This is a genomic window from Microlunatus kandeliicorticis, assembly GCF_014137855.1.
GTDB classification, from domain to species: Bacteria; Actinomycetota; Actinomycetes; order Propionibacteriales; family Propionibacteriaceae; genus Microlunatus; species Microlunatus kandeliicorticis.
Genome location: NZ_JACGWT010000004.1, coordinates 58,937 through 78,007 on the forward strand (window position 1 = coordinate 58,937; position 19,071 = coordinate 78,007).

Annotated in this window: 14 protein-coding genes and 4 tRNA genes; 11 read left to right on the forward strand and 7 right to left on the reverse strand. The window is 71.2% G+C overall.

The window, feature by feature from the left end:
• Positions 1-4: 4 nt before the first annotated feature.
• Positions 5-646 (reverse strand): DNA-3-methyladenine glycosylase family protein, encoded by a 642-nt coding sequence (locus tag FHX74_RS12565; protein WP_182560543.1) that lies wholly within the window; start codon positions 644-646, stop codon positions 5-7.
• A gap of 164 nt (positions 647-810) precedes the next feature.
• On the opposite strand from FHX74_RS12565, the gene FHX74_RS12570 reads away from it, so the two are divergent.
• The 3 genes from FHX74_RS12570 to FHX74_RS12580 all read left to right on the forward strand — a co-directional run bounded on the left by FHX74_RS12570 (position 811) and on the right by FHX74_RS12580 (position 4,258).
• Positions 811-1,983 (forward strand): sialidase family protein, encoded by a 1,173-nt coding sequence (locus FHX74_RS12570; RefSeq protein ID WP_182560544.1) that lies wholly within the window; start codon positions 811-813, stop codon positions 1,981-1,983.
• Between the two features lie 110 nt (positions 1,984-2,093).
• On the forward strand, positions 2,094-2,849 hold the full coding sequence (locus FHX74_RS12575) for a class I SAM-dependent methyltransferase (RefSeq protein WP_182560545.1): 756 nt from the start codon (positions 2,094-2,096) through the stop codon (positions 2,847-2,849).
• A 131-nt stretch (positions 2,850-2,980) separates the two neighbouring features.
• The gene (locus FHX74_RS12580) at positions 2,981-4,258 is read left to right on the forward strand and encodes an MFS transporter (RefSeq protein WP_220483904.1); all 1,278 of its coding nucleotides are present in this window, start codon (positions 2,981-2,983) and stop codon (positions 4,256-4,258) included.
• A gap of 27 nt (positions 4,259-4,285) precedes the next feature.
• Here the strand turns inward: FHX74_RS12580 and FHX74_RS12585 are convergent, their stop codons facing one another.
• Positions 4,286-6,193 carry a beta-L-arabinofuranosidase domain-containing protein gene (locus FHX74_RS12585; RefSeq protein WP_182560546.1) on the reverse strand — a complete coding sequence of 636 codons (1,908 nt, stop codon included), beginning with the start codon at positions 6,191-6,193 and terminating at the stop codon, positions 4,286-4,288.
• A gap of 209 nt (positions 6,194-6,402) precedes the next feature.
• Between FHX74_RS12585 and FHX74_RS12590 the strand changes: the two genes are divergently transcribed.
• The 3 genes from FHX74_RS12590 to FHX74_RS12600 all read left to right on the forward strand — a co-directional run bounded on the left by FHX74_RS12590 (position 6,403) and on the right by FHX74_RS12600 (position 10,591).
• A complete protein-coding gene (locus tag FHX74_RS12590) occupies positions 6,403-8,943 on the forward strand; it encodes a hypothetical protein (RefSeq protein ID WP_182560547.1) in 2,541 nt (846 codons plus the stop codon).
• A 120-nt stretch (positions 8,944-9,063) separates the two neighbouring features.
• Positions 9,064-9,636 carry a dihydrofolate reductase family protein gene (locus FHX74_RS12595; protein WP_182560548.1) on the forward strand — a complete coding sequence of 191 codons (573 nt, stop codon included), beginning with the start codon at positions 9,064-9,066 and terminating at the stop codon, positions 9,634-9,636.
• A 31-nt stretch (positions 9,637-9,667) separates the two neighbouring features.
• Positions 9,668-10,591, forward strand: a complete 924-nt coding sequence (locus FHX74_RS12600; protein ID WP_182560549.1) for a phosphotransferase family protein — start codon at positions 9,668-9,670, stop codon at positions 10,589-10,591.
• A 71-nt stretch (positions 10,592-10,662) separates the two neighbouring features.
• On the opposite strand, the gene FHX74_RS12605 is transcribed toward FHX74_RS12600, so the two are convergent.
• The 3 genes from FHX74_RS12605 to FHX74_RS12615 form a co-directional block, all read right to left on the reverse strand.
• Positions 10,663-10,734, reverse strand: a tRNA-Val gene (locus FHX74_RS12605).
• A gap of 46 nt (positions 10,735-10,780) precedes the next feature.
• Positions 10,781-10,851: transfer RNA gene (locus FHX74_RS12610), tRNA-Cys, on the reverse strand.
• A gap of 37 nt (positions 10,852-10,888) precedes the next feature.
• Positions 10,889-10,961, reverse strand: a tRNA-Gly gene (locus FHX74_RS12615).
• Positions 10,962-11,086: 125 nt separating this feature from the next.
• On the opposite strand from FHX74_RS12615, the gene FHX74_RS12620 reads away from it, so the two are divergent.
• The 5 genes from FHX74_RS12620 (at position 11,087) to FHX74_RS21125 (ending at position 13,585) form a co-directional block, all read left to right on the forward strand.
• A complete protein-coding gene (locus FHX74_RS12620; protein WP_328823803.1) occupies positions 11,087-12,013 on the forward strand; it encodes an aminotransferase class IV in 927 nt (308 codons plus the stop codon).
• A 96-nt stretch (positions 12,014-12,109) separates the two neighbouring features.
• Positions 12,110-12,181, forward strand: a tRNA-Val gene (locus FHX74_RS12625).
• Between the two features lie 168 nt (positions 12,182-12,349).
• On the forward strand, positions 12,350-12,649 hold the full coding sequence (locus FHX74_RS12630; RefSeq protein WP_182560550.1) for a hypothetical protein: 300 nt from the start codon (positions 12,350-12,352) through the stop codon (positions 12,647-12,649).
• A 19-nt stretch (positions 12,650-12,668) separates the two neighbouring features.
• Complete coding sequence (locus FHX74_RS12635) at positions 12,669-12,875, forward strand: helix-turn-helix domain-containing protein (protein ID WP_182560551.1); 207 nt, start codon at positions 12,669-12,671, stop codon at positions 12,873-12,875.
• Positions 12,876-12,898: 23 nt separating this feature from the next.
• Entirely contained in the window at positions 12,899-13,585 is a 687-nt protein-coding gene (locus FHX74_RS21125; protein ID WP_182560552.1) for a DUF4145 domain-containing protein, read from the forward strand.
• A 536-nt stretch (positions 13,586-14,121) separates the two neighbouring features.
• Here FHX74_RS21125 and FHX74_RS12645 read toward each other — a convergent pair.
• Together FHX74_RS12645 and FHX74_RS12650 are read right to left on the reverse strand one after the other, a co-directional pair.
• Positions 14,122-14,565: a hypothetical protein gene (locus FHX74_RS12645; protein WP_182560553.1), complete on the reverse strand. Its 444-nt coding sequence runs from the start codon at positions 14,563-14,565 to the stop codon at positions 14,122-14,124.
• A 4-nt stretch (positions 14,566-14,569) separates the two neighbouring features.
• A complete protein-coding gene (locus FHX74_RS12650) occupies positions 14,570-18,916 on the reverse strand; it encodes a phage tail tape measure protein (RefSeq protein WP_182560554.1) in 4,347 nt (1,448 codons plus the stop codon).
• Between the last annotated feature and the right edge of the window lie 155 nt (positions 18,917-19,071).

Here is a 19,071-nt window from a genome sequence, read left to right on the forward strand (position 1 = left end):
CGGCTCAGCCGAACAGGTCGTTCGGGGTCTCGACCCGGTTCCGCCGGCCCAGGTAGCCGTGCCACAGCACCCGGGCGGCGGTCGACCGCAGCGGACGCCAGCGGTCGCCGATCGGCTCGAGCTCGGGCTGGGTCGGCACGGCCTCCAGCGCGAGCGCCTCGGCCACCGCGACCTGCAGCGCCCGGTCGCCGACCGGCCACAGGTCGGGCCGGCACAGGCAGGCCAGCAGGTAGACGTCGGCGGTCCAGCGGCCGATCCCCGGCAGCGCGGTGAGCCGGCTCCGCACCTCGTCGTCGTCGACCTGCTCGAGCGCGTCGAGGTCGAGGCTGCCGTCGAGCACCGCGGTGGACAGCGCCCGCAGGTAACGGTCCTTCTGCCGGGAGACGCCGTCGAGCCGCAGCTCCTCGGGGGTGGTGGCCAGCATCGCGGTCGGCGTCATGGTGCCGAGGCGGTCCTTGATCCGCCGGTAGGCCGCGGCGGCGGAGGCCAGCGAGACCTGCTGCTCGAGGATGAACAGCACCAGGCTCGGATAGCCGGTCGGCCGGCGCCAGAGCGGCGGGACCCCGTGCTCGTCGACCACCCGGGCCAGATCGGGGTCGGTGGCCACCAGGGTCGCGACGTCGGCCTCGAACGCGGTCTGGTCCACGCGCCGAGCGTACGGAGCGACCGAAGACGGCCCGGCCGGCAGCCGGTCCGGCGGCAGGCTGAGGAGTCGGTGTGCGGGCGGTAAACCTTCACCGCGCCCCCTGGCCAGGGCCCGGGCGGGCTGCCTACCGTCCCGGCGTGATGACCTCCCCCCATCGTCACGGCGTGCGCCAGCCCGTCGCGGTGGCGCTGGCCGGTCTGCTCACCGCGGGTCTGGTGACAGCGGCGCCGGGGCCGACCCCGGCGTCCGCGACCCCGGCCCGTCGCGCCGCGACCACGGCGTGCGTGGCCACCGTCTTCCGCAGCGTGCCCTCGCAGCGGGTCTGGTACCGGATCCCCGCGCTGGTGACGACCGGACGCGGCACGCTGGTCGCGTTCGCCGAGCGACGGCGGAGCACCGGCGCCGCCTCCGACGTCTCCGACACCGAGATCGTCACCGCCCGGTCGACCGACCGGGGCTGCCACTGGAGCCGTCCGCGGGTGATCGCCGACCTGGGCGGCGGCACCGTCGGCAACCCGGCGCCGGTGGTCGACCGGGTGACCGGGCAGGTGCTGCTGTTCAGCGTCTACCGACCGAGGGGCGGCACCACCAACCACGGCTTCCACGTCCAGCGCAGCAGCGACGACGGCCGGACGTTCACGCCGTACCGCAGGGCCGGGGTCGACCTGGCCGGGACCCCGCGCTGGGCCGGCGGGCTGACCGGTCCGGGGCACGCCATCCAGCTGCGGTCGGCGGCCGGCGGGCACCCGGTGCGGATCGTGGTGCCGATGGGCTTCAAGCAGGACAACCGCTACGGCGGGTACGCGGTGATCAGCGACGACCACGGACGCACCTGGTCGGTGGGCTACAAGCAGACCAGCGCGTTCGGGCCGATCGAGGGCACCGCCGCCGAGTTGCCCGACGGCCGGGTGTGGATCAGCTACCGCAACCGCAACTCGGCGACCGCGGCCGGCAAGGCGCGGGTCTCCGGGTTCGCCGTCGGCGCCGGGACCCGACTGTCCGGCGGGCTCCGGAACGCCGGGCTGCCCACCGTCGCCGTCCAGGGCAGCTCGCTGGCGCTCACCGGACGGTACGCGGGAATGCTGTTGTTCAGCTCGCCCACCGGAAGGACCGCCGGCCGCCGCGAGAACATGGGCGTGTTCGTCAGCCGGGGGAGCGGTGTCGGTCGGGTCTGGCGGAAGCCGGTGCAGGTGCAGCCGGGGCGTCATCCCGCTGCCTACTCCGACCTCACCCAGCTCGACGGCGCCACCGTCGGGCTGCTCTACGAGACCGGGCGGTCGAACTGGACCGAGCGGATCGACTTCCGCGCTCTCGCGCTGGCCCGGATCCTCGGCTGACCCGCTGATCCATGAGCGGGGCGGATCCGCCGCGAACTCGCGGCCCGATCCGCCCCGGCGATCCCCTCAATCCTGTTGCCGCCGTTCGGACCGCATGCTGCACTCGGGACATGACCGAGCTCACGCCGCAGGCGGCGGCCAACCGGGCGGTGTGGGACGAGCAGCACAGCAGCTGGTACGGCGGCCGGGCCGAGCGGTTGTGGACCGGTGACCCGTGCTGGGGACTGTGGGAGCGGCCCGAGACCGAGCTCCGGGTGTTCCCTTCGCTCGACGGCCGGGACCTGGTGGAGCTCGGCTGCGGCACCGGCTACGTCTCGGCCTGGGCTGCCCGCCGCGGGGCGCGTCCGGTCGGTGTCGACAACTCGTCCGTGCAGCTCGCAACCGCCCGGGCGCTGCAGGAAGCCCACGGACCGAGCTTCCCGCTGGTGCACGCCAGCGCCGAGCAGGTCCCGCTGCCCGATGCGTGCTGCGACGTGGTGATCAGCGAGCACGGGGCGATCGGCTGGTGCGATCCCGAGCTCTGGATCCCGGAGGCCGCCCGGCTGCTGCGGCCCGGCGGGCAGTTGATCTTCCTGCGCAACTCGACGCTGCTCACGCTCTGTGACCACGGCGACGAACCCGTCGGCACCACGCTGGTGCGGGGGCTCGCCGAACTGCCCCGGCTGGCGCAGGACGACGGCAGCGTGAACTACCAGCTGCCCACCGGCGCGATGATCGGGTTGCTGCGCCGGTGCGGTTTCGTGGTCGACGAGCTGACCGAGATCGTCGTGCCTGCCGACAGCCCGAGCGAGTTCGACTACGTGACCGCCGACTGGGCCTCCCGCTGGCCCAGCGAGGAGTTGTGGAAGGCCACGCTCACCGGCTGAGGCGCTTCGGGCCCGTGGCGTTCCGGGTGGGTGACCGCACGGTGTCGCGCCCGTGGCCGGCCGTCATCTTGTGCGTAGGCTGAGCGGGCCCCTCCGTCCGGTCGGGGCCTCGACTCAGGAAGGCGCCGGCTTTGGCCACCGATTCACGGACGGTCCCGCGCACCGGGACGGACGCCGCCCGGCGGCTGCGCAACTGGCGGATCGCCCTGGCCTCGGTGTTCTTCCTCAACGGCATCGCCGTCGCGACCTGGGTGACGCGGACGCCGGCGATCCGCGACGCGCTGAGCGCCAGCACCGCCGAGATGGGTCTGGTGCTCGTCGGCACCTCGATCGGATCGTTCGTCGGCATCTCGATCGCCGGCGTCGTGGTCGAGCGGCGCGGGGCCCGGTTCGTCGTCCTCGTCGGCATCGGCGCGGTCGCGATCGGCCTCGGCGTCGTCGCCCTCGGGGCCGCGATCGCCCAACCCGTAGTGGTCTCGGGCGGGCTGGCGCTGCTGGGCTACGGCTTCGGGTCGAGCGAGATCGGGACCAACGTGTCCGGGGTCGAGCTCGAGCGGGCGATGGCCCGCAGCGTGATCCCCGGGCTGCACGGGCTCTACAGCGTCGGGACGGTGATCGGCGCGCTGCTGGGACTGGTCGCCAACCACCTCGACCTGCCCGTGGTGCTGCACCTGGCCGTCGCAGCGGTGGTGATCGCTGCGGTCACCGCACTGATCGGCCGGCACCTGCCCGCCCCCGCTGCCGCGACGGCCCCGTCGACCGAAACCTCGGCCCAGAACGACGATCCCGCGCCGGATACCGCACCCGAGGACAGCCGGCGGCTGGCCTGGGTCGACCGGCGGCTGGTCGCCCTCGGGTTCATCATCCTGGGCATGGCGCTGGCCGAGGGCTCGGCGACCGACTGGCTGCCGCTGATCGTCGTCGACGGGTACGGCTCGACCGCCGCGGTGGGATCGGTGGTCTACGCCTTCTTCGGCGCGGCGATGGCCGTCGGCCGGCTCAACGGCGGTCGCGCGATCGACCGGTTCGGCCGCACCGCGGTGATGCGGGTCAGCGCGCTGATCGGTGCCGTCGGGATCGCCACCGTCGTGGTGGCGCCGACGCTCTGGGTCGGGGCGATCGGCGTGCTGCTGTGGGGGATCGGCGCTTCGTTGGGCTTCCCGGTGGCGCTGTCGGCCGCCGGTGATCATCCGCGGTACGCAGCGCGCCGGGCCAGCGCGGTGGCCACCGCCGGCTACGCCGCCTTCCTGATCGGGCCGCCGATCCTCGGGTTCCTCGGCCAGCACGTCGGACTCCGCGAGGCGATGCTGGTGGTGATGGTCGTGGTCGCCGCCACCGCGCTGTTCGCCGGGGCGGTGCGCGGCCGACCGGCACCCGCGGCGCCCGCGGTGCCCAACGGTCCGGCCTGATCCCGCGGCCCGCGCCCAGGACCTGACTCAGGGGCGCGTCGGGAAGTAGACGGTGTAGGTCTCGTCGGTGACCTGGTTGAGGGCCACGAAGCGGAACCCGCGGTCCTGACCGACGACCCGGTAGCTGCCGACGCTCCACCAGCCGTGCTGGCGTTCCTGGTCGGCGACCAGCACCGCGGCAGGAGCCCCGTCGCCGACGACGAGCGTCCGCTCCTCGTCGACCAGGCCGGCCAGCACCTGGGGACCGTCGAGGAAGGCGACCGTGCCCGGGGCGCCCCCGAGCTCCACCGTGGTGATCGTCTTCGGCAGCTCGATCCGGACGGTCTGGTGACGCCACCGGCGGCGCAGCCGCACGAACCCCGCCGACGGCTCGGTCGGGACCGGTTCGTCGTCCACGGTCACCCGCACCGGACCGCTGACCCACGACGGGATCCGCAGCGCCAGGGTGAGCTCGGTCTCGGTCGCGCAGTCGACCACCACCTCGTGCACCTCGGCCGCCGGGCGGTCGATCGGGTGCGGCTCGACGTCGAGCCTCTGGATGTGGGCCGACGCCTCGGCGGTCTGCCGCTGGCCGCCCACCGGGCCGTGCCCGGCGTCGTTGCGGACGGTGACCGTCACCTCGGTCCCCCCGGCGGACCACCGCGAGGTCGAGCCCAGGTACTGGGTCACCCGCAGGGTGTCGACCGGTCCGGACCCGCCACCAGGACGGTCCAGCTCGTCCGACGGGGGGCGTTCGAGGTGGACGGCGGCGTCGGGACACCACGCGTGCGCCTGCATCAACGTGCCGTGGCAGCACCAGAAGTCGGACGTCGGGCTTCCCCAGGTCTTGCGGCTGCCGGCGGCCAACGGCAGGAAGTAACTGATCATGCCGGTTCGCGGGTGCTGCTGGGCGAGCACGCCGTTGACCAGGTTGCGCTCCCAGTGGTCGGCGTAGACGGCGTCGCCGGTCCACCGGTAGAGCGTCTCGGCGAGCCGCATCATGTTGTGCACGACGCAGTGCTCCTGCACCGCGGCCAGCCGCGAGGTCTGCCGGAACGGCGGCTGCCACACCTCGCCGCTGGTGCTGCCGCCGGTGCAGTAGGTGCCGCGCTCGGTCACCGCCTGGCGCCAGAAGGCGTGCACGACGTCGCGCCACCGGTCCTCACCGGTGACCTCCCAGGCGCGCGCCGCACCGAGGATCTCCGGGATCTGGGTGTTCGCGTGCTTGTTGGTCAGGACGTCCTCGCCGGCCAGCAACCGGTCGAAGAGCCGCGGGCGGTCGTAGCGGTCCATCAGCTCGCGGTGCCGGGCCTCGCCGGTCCGGGCGTAGAGGTCGGCCCAGACCTCCAGCATCCCGCCGGTCTCGACGTCGAGCAGGTCGTCGAGCTGGTCACGGCTGAACGGCCGCGTCCACCGCTCGAACCAGTCCGCGAAGCGTCGGACCAGCGGCAGCGCACCGTCGTGCCCGAGCCGGTCGGCGTCGAGCAGCCCGGCCAGCAGCTTGTGCAGCACGTACTGCGGGGCCCAGACCGGCGTCCCGGCCGCGGCACGGTCGAGGTAGGAGCGGGGAAACGGCCCGAGCCACTCGCCGCCGTTGGCCTGCTGGCAGCGCGCGAGCTCGGCCAGCACCGTGTCGACGCGGACCGCGGCCTCGGGCTCGTCGCGTCCGATCCGCGCCGCGGCCGAGATCCAGTGCCCGAGGATGTGGCCGCGCACCTCGCTCGTCGGGGCCTCCCAGCCCCAGTGCCAGGTTCCCGGTCCGTCCGGGTCCGGTTCGCCGACGCTGGTGCCCAGCGAGCCGTTGTAGCTCCACAGCCCGGCCTCGGCGCGGTAGGGGCGCAGCAGGTTGTCGGGCCGCAGGCTCAGCAGGTAGTCGCGGTTGCGTGACCACCGGTCGCGCAGCGGCCCCGGCTCGAACCGACCCCAGGACCCGACCTGCTGGTGGGACGCGAGCATCGTTCTCCTTGGGCGTCGACGGTGACGGCTGCGTGCACCGACCCCCGCGCGCGACGGTCGGCCGGAGCCAGAGATCCTACGTTTGCCGCACGGACTCCCCGCGGCTGCCGGTCGGTCACGACCGAGGCCGGACTCCCGACCCACCTACCATCACCGGAGCGCTCGTGACACCCAACGGCGGGGCGGCGACCCCGAGGATCCTGCCCACCGTGACCCGCGGCGACCGCGGGCGACCGTGGCTGTTCGCGCCGGACGTGGCCGCTCTGGTCGGACGGTCCGATCTGGAGCACCGGGGAACGGTCGGCCGCGGCCCGGAAGGCTTCCCGGTCGGCTCCGGCCGGCTCGGCGGGCCGGTCTGGCAGAGCGACGAGCGGACGCTCAGCCTGCAGCTCAACCACACCGACGCATTCATGTTCGGTGACGCCTCGGCGGCCTCGTCCGACCACCCGAACGCCGGCGGGGGCGCGCTCGGACGGGTGCACGTCGACCTGGGCGGCCCGGTGTTCGGGCCGGACACCACCCAGCGGCTCGCCCTGCACCGCGGCACCCTGACCGTCGACGGTGCCGGGGTGCACGTCGAGGTGTCCGGCGACCCGGTCGGCGACCGGGTGATGATCATGGTCCGGGACGAGCGGGCGGAGCCGGCGCCGGTCACGGTCGCGTTGACCCTGGTTCGTGAGGCCGATCAGCACTGGGGTGAGCACCGCGCGAGTTCGGTGCTGCGAACACTCGGCCGGTCGGCCGTGCTCGAGCAGTCGATCACCGAACCGGCCGACAGCGCAGTGGCCGGGAACGATTTCGCCGTGTCCACCGTCCTGTCGGTGAGCGTGCCGGACCGGGTGGTCACCGCGGTGACTCCGGGTCGCGTCGGCGAGCGGGACTGTCTGCGGCTCGAGCTGCCGGCGGCCTCCGGCACCACCATGATCATGATCAACGGGGCGGCGGTGGTCGGTTCCGACACCGGCGCGTGCCGGGCCGTGCTGGCCGGCATCGGGGCTCCGGTCGACCCCGCAGCGGTGCGGGAGGCCGCGCTGGCCTGGTGGGAGGACTTCTGGGACCGGTCGTTCGTGTACCTGCCCGACCGTCCCGACTACGAGCAGCGCCGGACCTACTTCCTCTACCTGTCGGCGATCGCCAACGGCGGTGCATTCCCGGGCAAGTACAACGGCGGTCTGTGGATCGGGGAGGAGGACCGTCGCGACTGGGGCAGCTTCTACTGGAACTGGAACCAGGACCCGCTCTACCAGCCGCTGGCAGCCGCCGACCAGCTCGAGCTGCTGTTCCCGTTGATCCGGATGCGGTACGCCGCGCTCCCGCGCTACCGGGCGGCTGCGAGGCAGCTGTGGGGCGCCGACGGGCTGTTCATCGGCGAGACCGTCGGTGTTCTCGGCTGGGAGGTGCTGGCCGACGACGTCGCCGACGAGCTGCGCGACTACTACGGGTTCCGGAGGCCGGTGCCCGGTCCGGCGCTCCGGGAGCAGACCGCTCGGCGGAACCGGTTCCTGGTCCCGTGGAACTGGTACGTCGACGGTGTCGAGCGACCGGCCGGGTACGTGACGCACACTCTGGTGGCCACGCAGGAGACCGCCGAGCACCTGTGGACGGTCTACGGCCACACCCTCGACCTGGACTGGTTGCGCGAGGTCGCCTATCCGTTCATCGCCGGGGCCGCCGAGCTGTACCGGACCTTCCCCGGGCTGCGGCGGGAGGACGACGGCCTGTTCCACGTCACCGGCACCAATTTGCACGAGCACATCTGGGGTGGTCGCGACGTGATCGACGACCTCGCCCTGGCCCGGGGGACGTTCGGCGTCGCGGTGGCGGCCGCCGAGCTGCTCGACCTCGACGCGGAGCTCCGTGAGCAGTGGGCCCTGATCCGTGATCACCTGGCGCCCTACCCGCGGCGCACCGATCCGGGGGCGTTGTGGGCGGCGACCACCAACCCGACGCTCGCCGACCGGCTGGCGAGCCCCGAACCGGCCTGGGCCCAGGGCCTCGAGCCGGCGGTGTTCGTCCGCGACCTGCATGGCACCGAGAGCCCGGTGCTCAAGATGATCGAAAAGTACGACGTCCTCACCCTCGAGACCCGCGACCAGGGCCTCGACGGCGGCGACTGGGCGATCGCGCAGAACACCTTCCGGCACGCGCCCGGCTACCTGAACCAGGTCAGCGGTGACGAGGTGGACCGGAACGGCTCGAGCCGCTTCCACGTGGACGCCGCCCGGCTCGGTCGGGCCGACGACCTCGACCGGATCCTCGCGACCCAGTACGGCGTCTTCTCGACCTACGGCGAGCAGCCGAACCTGCTGTTCGACCAGGGCGACTACTACTCGATCGAGGGCTTCGGCACCTTCGTGACGGCCGTGCAGGAGGCACTCCAGCAGAGCCTCGCCCCGCGTCCGGGTGGCGATCCGGTGGTGCGCGTCTTCCCGGCCTGGCCGCGTGATCACGACGTCCGCTACCGGCTGCTCGCCAGGGGCGGCTTCTTGGTCGCGTCGGCGATGACCGGCGGCCGGATCGGCTATGTCGAGGTCGAGTCGCGGCTCGGCGGCCTGCTGCGGGTCCGCAAGCCCTGGGCCGAACCCACGCAGGTCCAGCGTGACGGCGTCCCGGCCGAACGCCTCGACGGACCGGAGAACGCGCTGCTCACGCTCGACACGGACTCCGGCGAGCGGCTGGTCCTGGTCCGGGTGGGGGAGTCGCCCGATGATCACCGGTCGTCGACCGTGGTGCCGACCCGGCGGCCGTGATCATCGCAGGACCGTGATGATCATCAGACCGTGATCGACGCGGCCGGGCCGATGAGAACCGGTGAGGGTCGGGGTCGTAGCGGTCGTGGGAGCCGAGAGTCGACGACGAAGGCGGAGGACATGAGACCCCTGCGGTACGCGATCAACGCCACCCTCGACGGGTGCTGCCACCACGAGGCTGGGCTGCCCCCGGACGAGGAGTCGATGCGCTTCTGGACAGCCGAGCTCGCCCGGGCCGACGCGCTGCTCTACGGCCGCACCACCTTCGAGATGATGCGGTCGGCCTGGCGACGGCCGGCGAGCGGCGGGTGGCCGGACTGGATGCGGAGCTGGGAGACGCCGTTCGCCGAGACCATCGACGCGATGCCCAAGCACGTCGTCTCGTCGACGCTCAGCGAGGTCGACTGGCGGGCCGAGCTGGTGCGTGGTGACCTCGAGCGGGCCGTCCGGGAACTGAAGCAGCAGCCGGGTCGAGGGCTGTCGGTCGGCGGCGTCGCCCTGCCGTCGGCGCTGGCCGCGCTCGGGCTGATCGACGAGTACACGGTCGTGGTCCATCCGGTGGTGGCCGGACACGGTCCGACGCTGCTCGGCGGAGTGCGCGAGCGGCTCGTCCTCGACCAGGTCGCGGAGCACGCGTTCGGATCGGGAGCGGTGGCCCGGCGGTACGTGCCGCGTCGCCGACCGCAGGGTTGACGGTGTCCGCGGACGGCCCCAGGGTGCGGACGTGGACCTGACGGTGCTCGGCGAGCCGACCCGACCGATGGTGGAGGTGGGGGGCGGCTTCGCCAACCGGCTGCAGCGGCTCGACACCGACCAGGGGTCGTTCGCGGTCAAGACGCTTGCGCTCACCGACCGGCGTGAGCCGTACCGCGCGGCGGCGGTGTTCCGGCTGGAGCAGGCAGCGTTCGCCGCCGGGATCCCGATGCCCGAGCCGATCGCGGCGTCGGCGGACACCCTGGTGCACCGCTGGGTCGACGGCGTCGCGGTGCCCGAGGCGCCGGTGTCGCCAAACTTCGGCGCCGCGGTCGGACGACTGCTCGCGCGGCTGCACGCCCTCGACGTCGACTGGCCCGCCGATCCGGAGCCGTCACCGGTCCCGCGGGACTGGCCCGGGCTGGCCGCGCGGGCGGTGCGTTCCGGGCAGCCCTGGGCTGCGGAGCTCGCCGCGAAAGCGGAGACGTTCCAGGCGATCGCCGCCTTCGTCGACAGCTGCCCGCGGCCCGGACCGGTGGTCCTGACCCACCGGGACGTCCAGCCGTGGAACCTGCTGTCCCAGGACGGGGCGCCGGTGCTGCTCGACTGGGAGCTCGCGGGTCGGCTCGACCTGGCCGCCGAGCTGGGGTCCACCGCCCTCGGTCTTGCCAAGGGTCCTGGCCTCGACACCGTCCGGCCGGCCAGCTTCCGTGCGGTGCTCGACGGCTACGTCGACGCGGGCGGGACGCTGCCGCCGTCGGGCCCCGGCTGGTTCGTCCACACGCTCGGCGGGTGGCTGGGTCACACCCGGCTGAACCTGCTCCGCTGCCTCAGCGGGGAGGCGGCCGTCGCGGGCCCTGACCTGGCGATGTCGCATCGCATCGTCGCCGACGGGGTGAGCGGCCTGCCCGAGCTGTACGAGCGGCTGCCGCAGCTGCAAGCGCTGCTCCCGTAGCGGGAGGAGGTAGCGCCGATGTGGTGGGTCCGTGAGGCCCGGGAACACGCCGGGCGGGGGAGACGTCGAGGTGGGCGATACTGGGTTTGAACCAGTGACCTCTTCCGTGTCAGGGAAGCGCGCTACCGCTGCGCCAATCGCCCGTGCTGGTGGAGTCGCGCTCCACCGATGGAGTTGTGCCGTGCTGCGAGGTGGGTACGGGATTTGAACCCGTGTACACGGATTTGCAGTCCGTTGCCTCGCCTCTCGGCCAACCCACCGTGTCTGGGAGACCTCCTGGAGTGGAGACCCGCTCCGAGCGGACGACGGGATTCGAACCCGCGACCCTCACCTTGGCAAGGTGATGCTCTACCAACTGAGCCACGTCCGCGCGACCACCTCGGTTCCGGCCTCTCGGTCGGCCCCTCTGCGGTGCGGTGAGCAACCATAGCCGAGCGCCCGACGGCGAAACAAACCGGCTCGATCCGGCGGCTCGGCGTCGGCGATGATGGGGTCGTGTCCACCACGGAGATGAGCCCGTCCAGCGCCGCCGGCAGCACCCGCGAGACCGATCCGGCCGAGGCCAGCCTGGCCCCGATCACCGACGCGTTGCGGGTCTGGGTCAACGGCGAGCTCCACGACCGGCCGGCCGAGGCGCGGGTCTCGGCCGTCGACCACGGGCTGGTGGTCGGCGACGGCGTCTTCGAGGCGCTCAAGGTGGTCGCCGGCGGTCCGTTCAGCGTCCAGCGGCACCTCGACCGGCTCACCCGCTCGGCCGCCGCGCTCGCCCTCCCGGCTCCCGACCACGACCTGGTCCGGCAGGGGATCGAGGCCGTGCTCGCCGACCGCGACTGGGAGGAGGGCAAGATCCGGATCACCTACACCGGGGGCCGCGGACCGCTCGGCTCGCAAGCCGCGTTCGGCCCGACCACGCTGGTCGTCGCCGCCGACTCCCGCGTCGTCTCGGACCCGGTGGCCACCATCGTCACCGTGCCCTGGACCCGCAACGAGAACGGCGCGATGGCCGGGATCAAGAGCACCTCGTACGCCGAGAACGTCCGCGGGCTGGCCTTCGCCACCGACCGGGACGCCGACGAGGCGATCTTCCTCAACACCGCCGGACACGTCTGCGAGGGCACCGGCTCGAACATCTTCTTCGTCTTCGGCACCGGTGAGGACGCCGAGGTCGTCACTCCGCCGCTGTCCGCCGGGCCGCTCCGCGGCGTCACCCGTGACCTGCTGCTCGAGTGGTGCCCGATCATCGAGCGCGACCTCACCCTCGAGCAGGCGAAGGCAGCCGACGAGGTGTTCATCACCTCCTCGCTCCGCGACGTCCAGGCGGTCAGCCGCTGGGACGAGACCAGCTACGCAGCGGTCGGGCCGGTCACGGCGCGGATCGCCCGCACCTTCGCCGAGCGAAGCCCGGCCGACCTCGAGCCCTGAGCCGGACGCGGGCGTCGTCCGCCCGAGGGACCCCCGGGGCGGTGGCGATCCGTTTCGACAGGCGTCGGCGGCTCACGTAGAGTGTGCTTCCGCCGCGGGCGATTGGCGCAGTGGTAGCGCGCTTCGTTCACACCGAAGAGGTCACTGGTTCGAACCCAGTATCGCCCACCCGTATGTTCCCTAGTCAGAGCAGATTTCTGGCGAGGTGATCCCCCCGACGTGCAGCCCACGTGCAGGAACGATCGAGCGGCTGCCTTCCGGACGCGAAACGGCCCCGACCGGTGCTGGAACACCAGATCGAGGCCTCACACGACGAACCTGTATCGGAGGACCGTCATGCTGACGGAGAACACTAGCGCCCCTACGGTCACCTACGACCCCCACGACGACCTGACCCACCGCCACCCCGGCTGGACCGTCACCGCGGCCGCCGAAGGCCCCGCAGAGCTCATCCTGTGGGCTCGCCGCGAGATCCGCCTCAACCCGCGCGCGACAAGCCACGGCTGCCACCGCCGTCTGCTGGCACACGCGGTCGCCCACGTCGACCTGCACCTCGAGGGCCGGCACGATCCGTTCACGGCCGAGGAGGAGCGACAGGCCGACGCGCTGTCCCGGGTCAAGCTCGAGCGCGCGTAGGGCGGGCAGGATGGCGGTCGTGCAGTGGTTCACGACGGCCGAGGTGGCCGAGCGCCTGCGAACTACCCGTGAGCAGGTGCAGCTGCTCTGCCAGACCGGGCAGATTGCCTGGCGGCCGCAGAACCCGTCGGCCCGCCGCCGCATCTACCTCATCTCCGACGAGGCCATCGCCGCGTACGAGGAGGCGACCACCCGGCCCGCGACGATCCGCCCGCTCCGGCGGTAGTGGGAGTCTGCAAGACTCAGCCGGTGCCGATCCCGATCCCGCCAGAGCTGGGGCGCTCGCCCGTCACCTGCCCGCAATGCGGCACGGTCGCCGAGCAGGACTGGTTACGGCTGAGTGGCTACTCGGTGCAATCGGGCAACAAGCAGCTTCCCGACTTCACTTGGTGCATCTGTCGGGCCTGCTCGAAGCCGAGCCTGTGGGAGGTGAATGCCCTCATCTCGGCGGACGATGGTGAGGACGTACTGAAGGTCGGCCGACAGGTGTGGCCGCTTCGTGGCGGGCCGCCACCCCACGAGGACATGCCGGCAGATGCCCGCCGGCATTACGAGCAGGCGCGCGAGGTCCTGAACGCTTCACCGCAGGCAGCCTCTGCCCTGCTCCGTGTCGCGACGGAATCCCTAGTGCTCGAGCTACTCGGGACCTCAGCGAAGTTGAATGACGCGATCGGAGAACTCTTGTCCTCGGGCCGAATCACCCCGAGAGTCCAGCAGGCTTGTGACGTCCTCCGAGTTACGGGCAATGACGCTCTTCATCCAGGCCAGATCGACGAGGCCGAGGAGGCTGCCGACGCAACGGCTCTATTCTCCCTGGTGAATCTCATCGTCGAGCAAGCGATCACGGAGCCGAAAACTGTTGCAGCGATGTATGCGGCGCTTCCGGCGACCAAACGCGAGGCCATCGAGAAGCGCGATCAGCGGAATCACAGCTAACCCTTCGCAATAGCATTTGCTCATGGCCGATCAAACTTGCCCGGCGTGCTACGCACACTTCGACGCCGCGCCAAAGCCAATCCCCTCGGAGCCGAAGTCGATCGCGACTTGGGAGGGCGTCATCTCTCGACCACCCGGTCCACCCGAGCGAGGCGAATTGACCTGCCCGAGTTGCGGTTTGATCTACGAGCAACAGCTCTAGCGGTGCGCCGCCCGGCCTGCCGCCGAGAGGTTGCAGGAGACGTGCTCCGGCCCGCGAGTGACCGCCCGGTCGTTGTCGTCGTGGCCCAGATGCCACAGTGTCCCAGGGACGATCGGGCGGCGGCAGTCCGGCCGCCAGCAGAGGACGAGCTCGCCGGCGTCGATCCTGGCCTGCCAGGACGCCCTGAGCGCCCTGTGTGGCCCTCCGTAGCCGCGTTCGCTGCTGGCGCCGCGTTGGCGGTCCTGCTGACGCGCACACGGGCCGCATAACCCGCCGCGGGCGCCTGACGCAACCAGCGTCGGGCAGCCTGGCCGGGAGCAGGCTCGCCGGCCAGTCACCCTCGTCCGTAGATCCGGTCGACGGTGGGTCGGTCGTCGAGCGGGCTCATGCCCCAGACACGCCAGGTGCCGTCGTCCAGGCGCACCATGGTCAGCCAGGCGCCTTCTCGAATCTGGGCAGTTCCGAATGCTCGGACGTTGTGCTCGGTGTTCGCTCGCAGCTTCACCCAGCAGATGTCGGGGTCCGTTGAAGGTTCCGCGTTCAACGCGACGCCGAATCCGTCTGTGAGCCGAGCGACGTCGTCCAGATCCCAGTTTGCAGGCTGGTAGGTCAGCTGCTCGGCGGTGCCACGGTCGCCGGTGGGGTCGAGACCACCTAGCCAGAGGGCGGCGACTTGAACCGGGATCGTCAGGTCGATGCGGCCATCAGGAAAGAACGCGTTGAGCGCGTCCTGTTCGTTGACGATCTCGAGCGGGTCGGGCATCTCGTTGTCGGTCATGGCTTCATCGTCTCCCCATCGCTGACAGCCTGGCCAGCGTTTGCTGGCCGGCGAGTACGGCCGCCGCCTCTGCGGTGAGAGAGGACGGGAAGCTGTTGTGGAAAGTGTTGTGCTGGTGGTGCTCCTGCACGACTCGCGGCTGCGACCCGGCCATCATCGACGCGAACCGCTGCGGCAGGCGCCGGTTGTTGACGTCGTCCATGAACCGGGTGCCCCAGAACCGGTGCGCCGCCGCCGACTGCATGAACTCCTCATTGGAGGCGGCGACGAGGATGCTGTCCGAAGTGGTTGAGCCCGGACCGTAGATCGGGCCACCCGCGGCCCTGCGGACGGTCGGCTGCGCCACGTTGAGGCCGATGTTGTCCGCCGCCGACTGCAGCGACTTCTGCGCCGAGTCGAGCGACGACACCAGCGACTTCCCGCCCTGCAGGATCTGCGTCGCGATGTCACCGCCGGCGAGGGTGCCCTGCGACGCGATCTCCTGGACGAGCGGCTCAGACAGGCCAGCCTTGCGGAGCTGGTCGAGCTGCTTCTGGAAGGCGGTGATGTCCTTCGCGCCCTGCCGCATCTGGTCGAGCCAGTCGAGGACCCCGCCGGCCATCTGCCCGCCGTTGGCGCCGTAGAACGACTCCGACGTCTGCCGGGCCGAGTCGGCGAGCGCCTTCTGCGTCTCGAGCAGCTTCGCCTGCGCGTCCTTGAGCTTGTCCGTCGCAGCCTTCGACTTCTCGGCGGCCTTGTTGTAGGCGTCCTGCGCGGACTTGCGGGTCTTGTCCCGCGCCTTGACCTTGTCGTTCGCCTTCTGCAGGTCGGCGGAGTATTCGCGGTCCAGCTTCGCGAGCTTCGCCCGGGCCGCGGTCAGGTCACGGTCGGCCTTCGTGGTGCCCTTGGTGGCTGCGGCCCGCTTCTGCAGGACCGCGATCCGGTCCTTCTGCCGCTTCTGCTCTTCGGCATGATCAGACCGAAGCTCGTCGCGTGCGTCGACGGCCCGGTTGTAGTCCCGCTTCGCGGCGTTGTACCGGTCGGTGGGGACGCGGGCGGCCCGGTTGGCGTCCTTCACGGCCTTCGCGGCCAGTGTCATTGCCCGGGCCGCGGCGGAGATCTCGCCGAGCGGGTTGCTGCTGGACGTCAGGAGCCGGCGAATGGTCGTGTAGTCGACCTGCCCGCCGGAGGCGTAGCCGACGAGGCCACCGTCGGCGAAGGCCGGCATGCGGCCGGTGGCATTCATGTACTGCAACCGGTCGACGCCGATGCTCTCCGTCGAGCTGGCCTTGACCACGAACTCCTTGTTCGACAGCAGCGCCGGGATGCTGTCGGAGGTGGTGGTGCCGGGGCCCTGGATGTAGCCGCCGGTCGCCACCTGAGCCTTCTTGCCGACGCGGCTGATCGTGTTGTTGATCGTCGTGTGGGTGGTGGTGATGCTGACCGACTTGCTGTGGATCGAGTCGATGAGGTTCTTCGCCGACCGGGCGGCGTCGAGCTGCGCGGAGGTAAGGATCCTCGGGTTCTTGCCCTTGATGGAGTCGAGGTAGCGCTGCGCGGCCGCCGCGACCGACTTGGTGTTGTCGCCGGTCTTGATCTTCGGGTCGACGTCCTTGATCGCCCGCATGAAGCCCTGGGCCTCCTTGGAGACCTTCGGCGCGTTCGACTGGGCGTCGATCTTCGGGCTGGCCTTCTTCTTGTCGAGCTTGTTCAGCTCCGCCAGGGCCGCCTGCGCGCCCTCCTTCTTCCAGACGGCGATGATGCGCGCCTGCTGCTCCTTCGGGAGCTTGGACAGGGAGGTGCTGAACTTCTCGACCTCCTGCTTCTGGACGGCCAGGCCGAACGCGTCGATCTCCGTGGTCACCTTGGCCGGTACGAGGCCGTAGGAGTCAGCCAGTGCCCGGGCAGCCTTGCCGGTGAGCCCGGCGTCCTCGGCAGCCTTCACGAACTGGGCCCGCACCGCCTTCGTCGCGCCGACGATCTTCGCGTTGCCGGCTCCCTGCGCGGCCAGCGATGACACATAGGCCTTGCCAGCGGAGGCGAGCCCGTTGAGGGCGTCGATGTTCTCGCGGCCCTTCGCGGTGTTGTCGGAGAGGGCCGTGCCCGCCTTGTTCGTGTAGTCGGCGTTGGCCTTGAGGGTGGCGCTGGCCTGGTCGATTGAGGCGGCGTAGGCCGAGTGGGCTGAGATCGTCGACTGGTAGGCGTTGCCCTGGTCGAACAGCGACGAGGCGAGCTGCTGGTTCTGCTCGGCCGTCCGGGCGAGCGGACGCGACAGCGCCTCGAGCGCTTCCCGCGCCGAGGAGAACGCGGTCGTCTGCTCCCGCTGCGCATCGGTCATGCCGTCGACGGCCGTCGAGTTCGCGATCGCGGCCGGCGTCAGCTTGCCCGCCAGGATCGCCGACACCTGGTCAGCGTTGAAGCCGGACTCCGATAGGGCAGCGGAGAACTGCTGCACATCGTGTGAGTTGATCTTCCCTGAGGCCCTGAGGAGACGCTGGTAGCCGGTCACGGCGGCGTCGAGGCTGCCGCCGGACACCATCTTCGCGAGGCTGGTGTCGACGTTCGTGATGGCCTCGCGCTGCTTCTCCAGACCCTGCTGGCCCGGGATCAGCGCCTCACGGAACGTCTCGTACCCCGCCTGCAGCTTGCCGAGCGAGGTGGTCTGCTGGACGTTGCTGACGGCCAGCGCCTCACCGAGGCTGCTGACCCGGTTGGTGGTCTGGAACAGCGAGTCGCTGATCGCGTCGGCAGCGTTGGTCTTGCCGATGGTGTCGAGAGTGAGCGCGGTGTCGTCACCGGTCTTTGCCAGCTGCCTGAGGGCGTCGGTGACCTGGTCAACGGAGGCGACCTTCTGACCCAGGGCGTCGAGCCCTGTGCCGGCCGCCCCGACCGCGACGAGAGCGATCGCGGCAGGGCCGGCTGCCGAGGCGAGCGCCGTGAGCCTGCCGGCGCTGTTTAGGTCGATCAGCGCCGCTCTTGTGGCGGCGGCGGTGGTCGTGAGCTTGATGAGGGCGCCGACACCGAGACCAGCCGCGGCGACGATGGCCGCGCCCATCAGGGTTGCGTGCTGCGCACCCGCGGGCAGGTAGTTGAACTCATTGACGAGCTCGGTCGCGCCCTGCGTGAGGTCCCGCAGAGCCTTGGTCCCGCCCGAGCCGGCACCGATCAAAGCGGTCTCAACGGACCCGCGGAAAGTCTCGAGGTCGCCGTTGAGGTTGTCCATCTTCGTCGACGCAACCTCGGCGGCCGTGCCGAAGTTCGCGAACTCGGCGCCCATGTCCTTTAGGCCAGCGCTGCCAGCCTTCAACAGGATGGGTGCGACCCGGATGGCGTCGGAGCCAAAGATCTGGCTGAGCGCCTGGTTGCGGTCTCCCTCCGACAGCCCAGACAGGGCGCCGTTCAGCTCGTCCATCAGAGGACCGATGTCCTTGATGTTGCCCGACGCGTCGTAGGCCGAGATGCCGAGCTTGTCGAGCGCCTTCGCCCCGGACCCAACCGGCGCGTACAGCGACTGCAGCATCGTCTTGAAGCTCGTGCCGGCGTCGGAGCCGGTGTAGCCCTGCTTCGCGAACAGGGCCAGCGACTCGACGGTCTCGTCGATGCTCAGGCCGTACTGCTTCGCGACGCCGCCGGACTGACGCAGCGCCATCGCGAGGTCCGACACCTCACCGGAGGCGGTCCCTGCACCCTGGGCGAGCAGGTCCGCAACGTGGGTGACGTCGGAACCTCGCAGCTGGAACTGGTTCATCGCCGACGCAGCCGTCTCAGCCGCCTCGCCGACCGACTGGTTGCCAGCAGCGGCGAGGTTCAACGCGCCGGCCAGGCCGCCGCCGAGGACGTCCTTCGCGGACACGCCAGCCTTGAGGAGCTCCTCAACCCCACCAGCTGCGTCCGTTGCCGAGTACTTCGTCGCAGCGCCAGCCTTGACCGCCTCAGCCCGCAACGCCGACAGGTTCTGCCGGGCATCGGCACCCGTCGACGCGACCCCAGACATCGCCTGGTCGAAATCAGCGGCCGACTTGACCGCGACACCGAAGCCAGCCGCAGCCGCCAGACCGACCACACTGAAACCGCGGCCGACCTTGTCCAGCGTGTCCCGGTGGGCGGTGACGGTCGAGGTGATCTTGCCGTACTTCTGCGCCGCGATCAGCTGCTTCTCCGACGCCGCGACCTCTGCCGCCGCGGCTTGGGTCCGGACGGCAGCGCGGACCTTCTCCGCGTCGGCGGCCTTGAGCGCGGAAGCGGCGTTCGTCTTGTTCGCAGCGTCGGCGACCGCGGCGGTCTTGCGGATTTCGCCCTGCGCCTGCGTCAAGCCGGCCCGCAACCCGCTGATATCGGCGCGGAGCTTCGCGACAATGGATCTCTCGGCCATCAGCGACCTCCTGAATGTTTGAACCCTTCGCGGGGTAGAGCGCCCCCACCGGCGGTGACCGTGAGGGGGGTGCTTGGGGCACCGGCCCCATCTCGGGAGGCGGTGGCAGCCGACGGAGTGCGGTCCCGCGCGCGTCCGTCGGCTGCCGCCTGGTC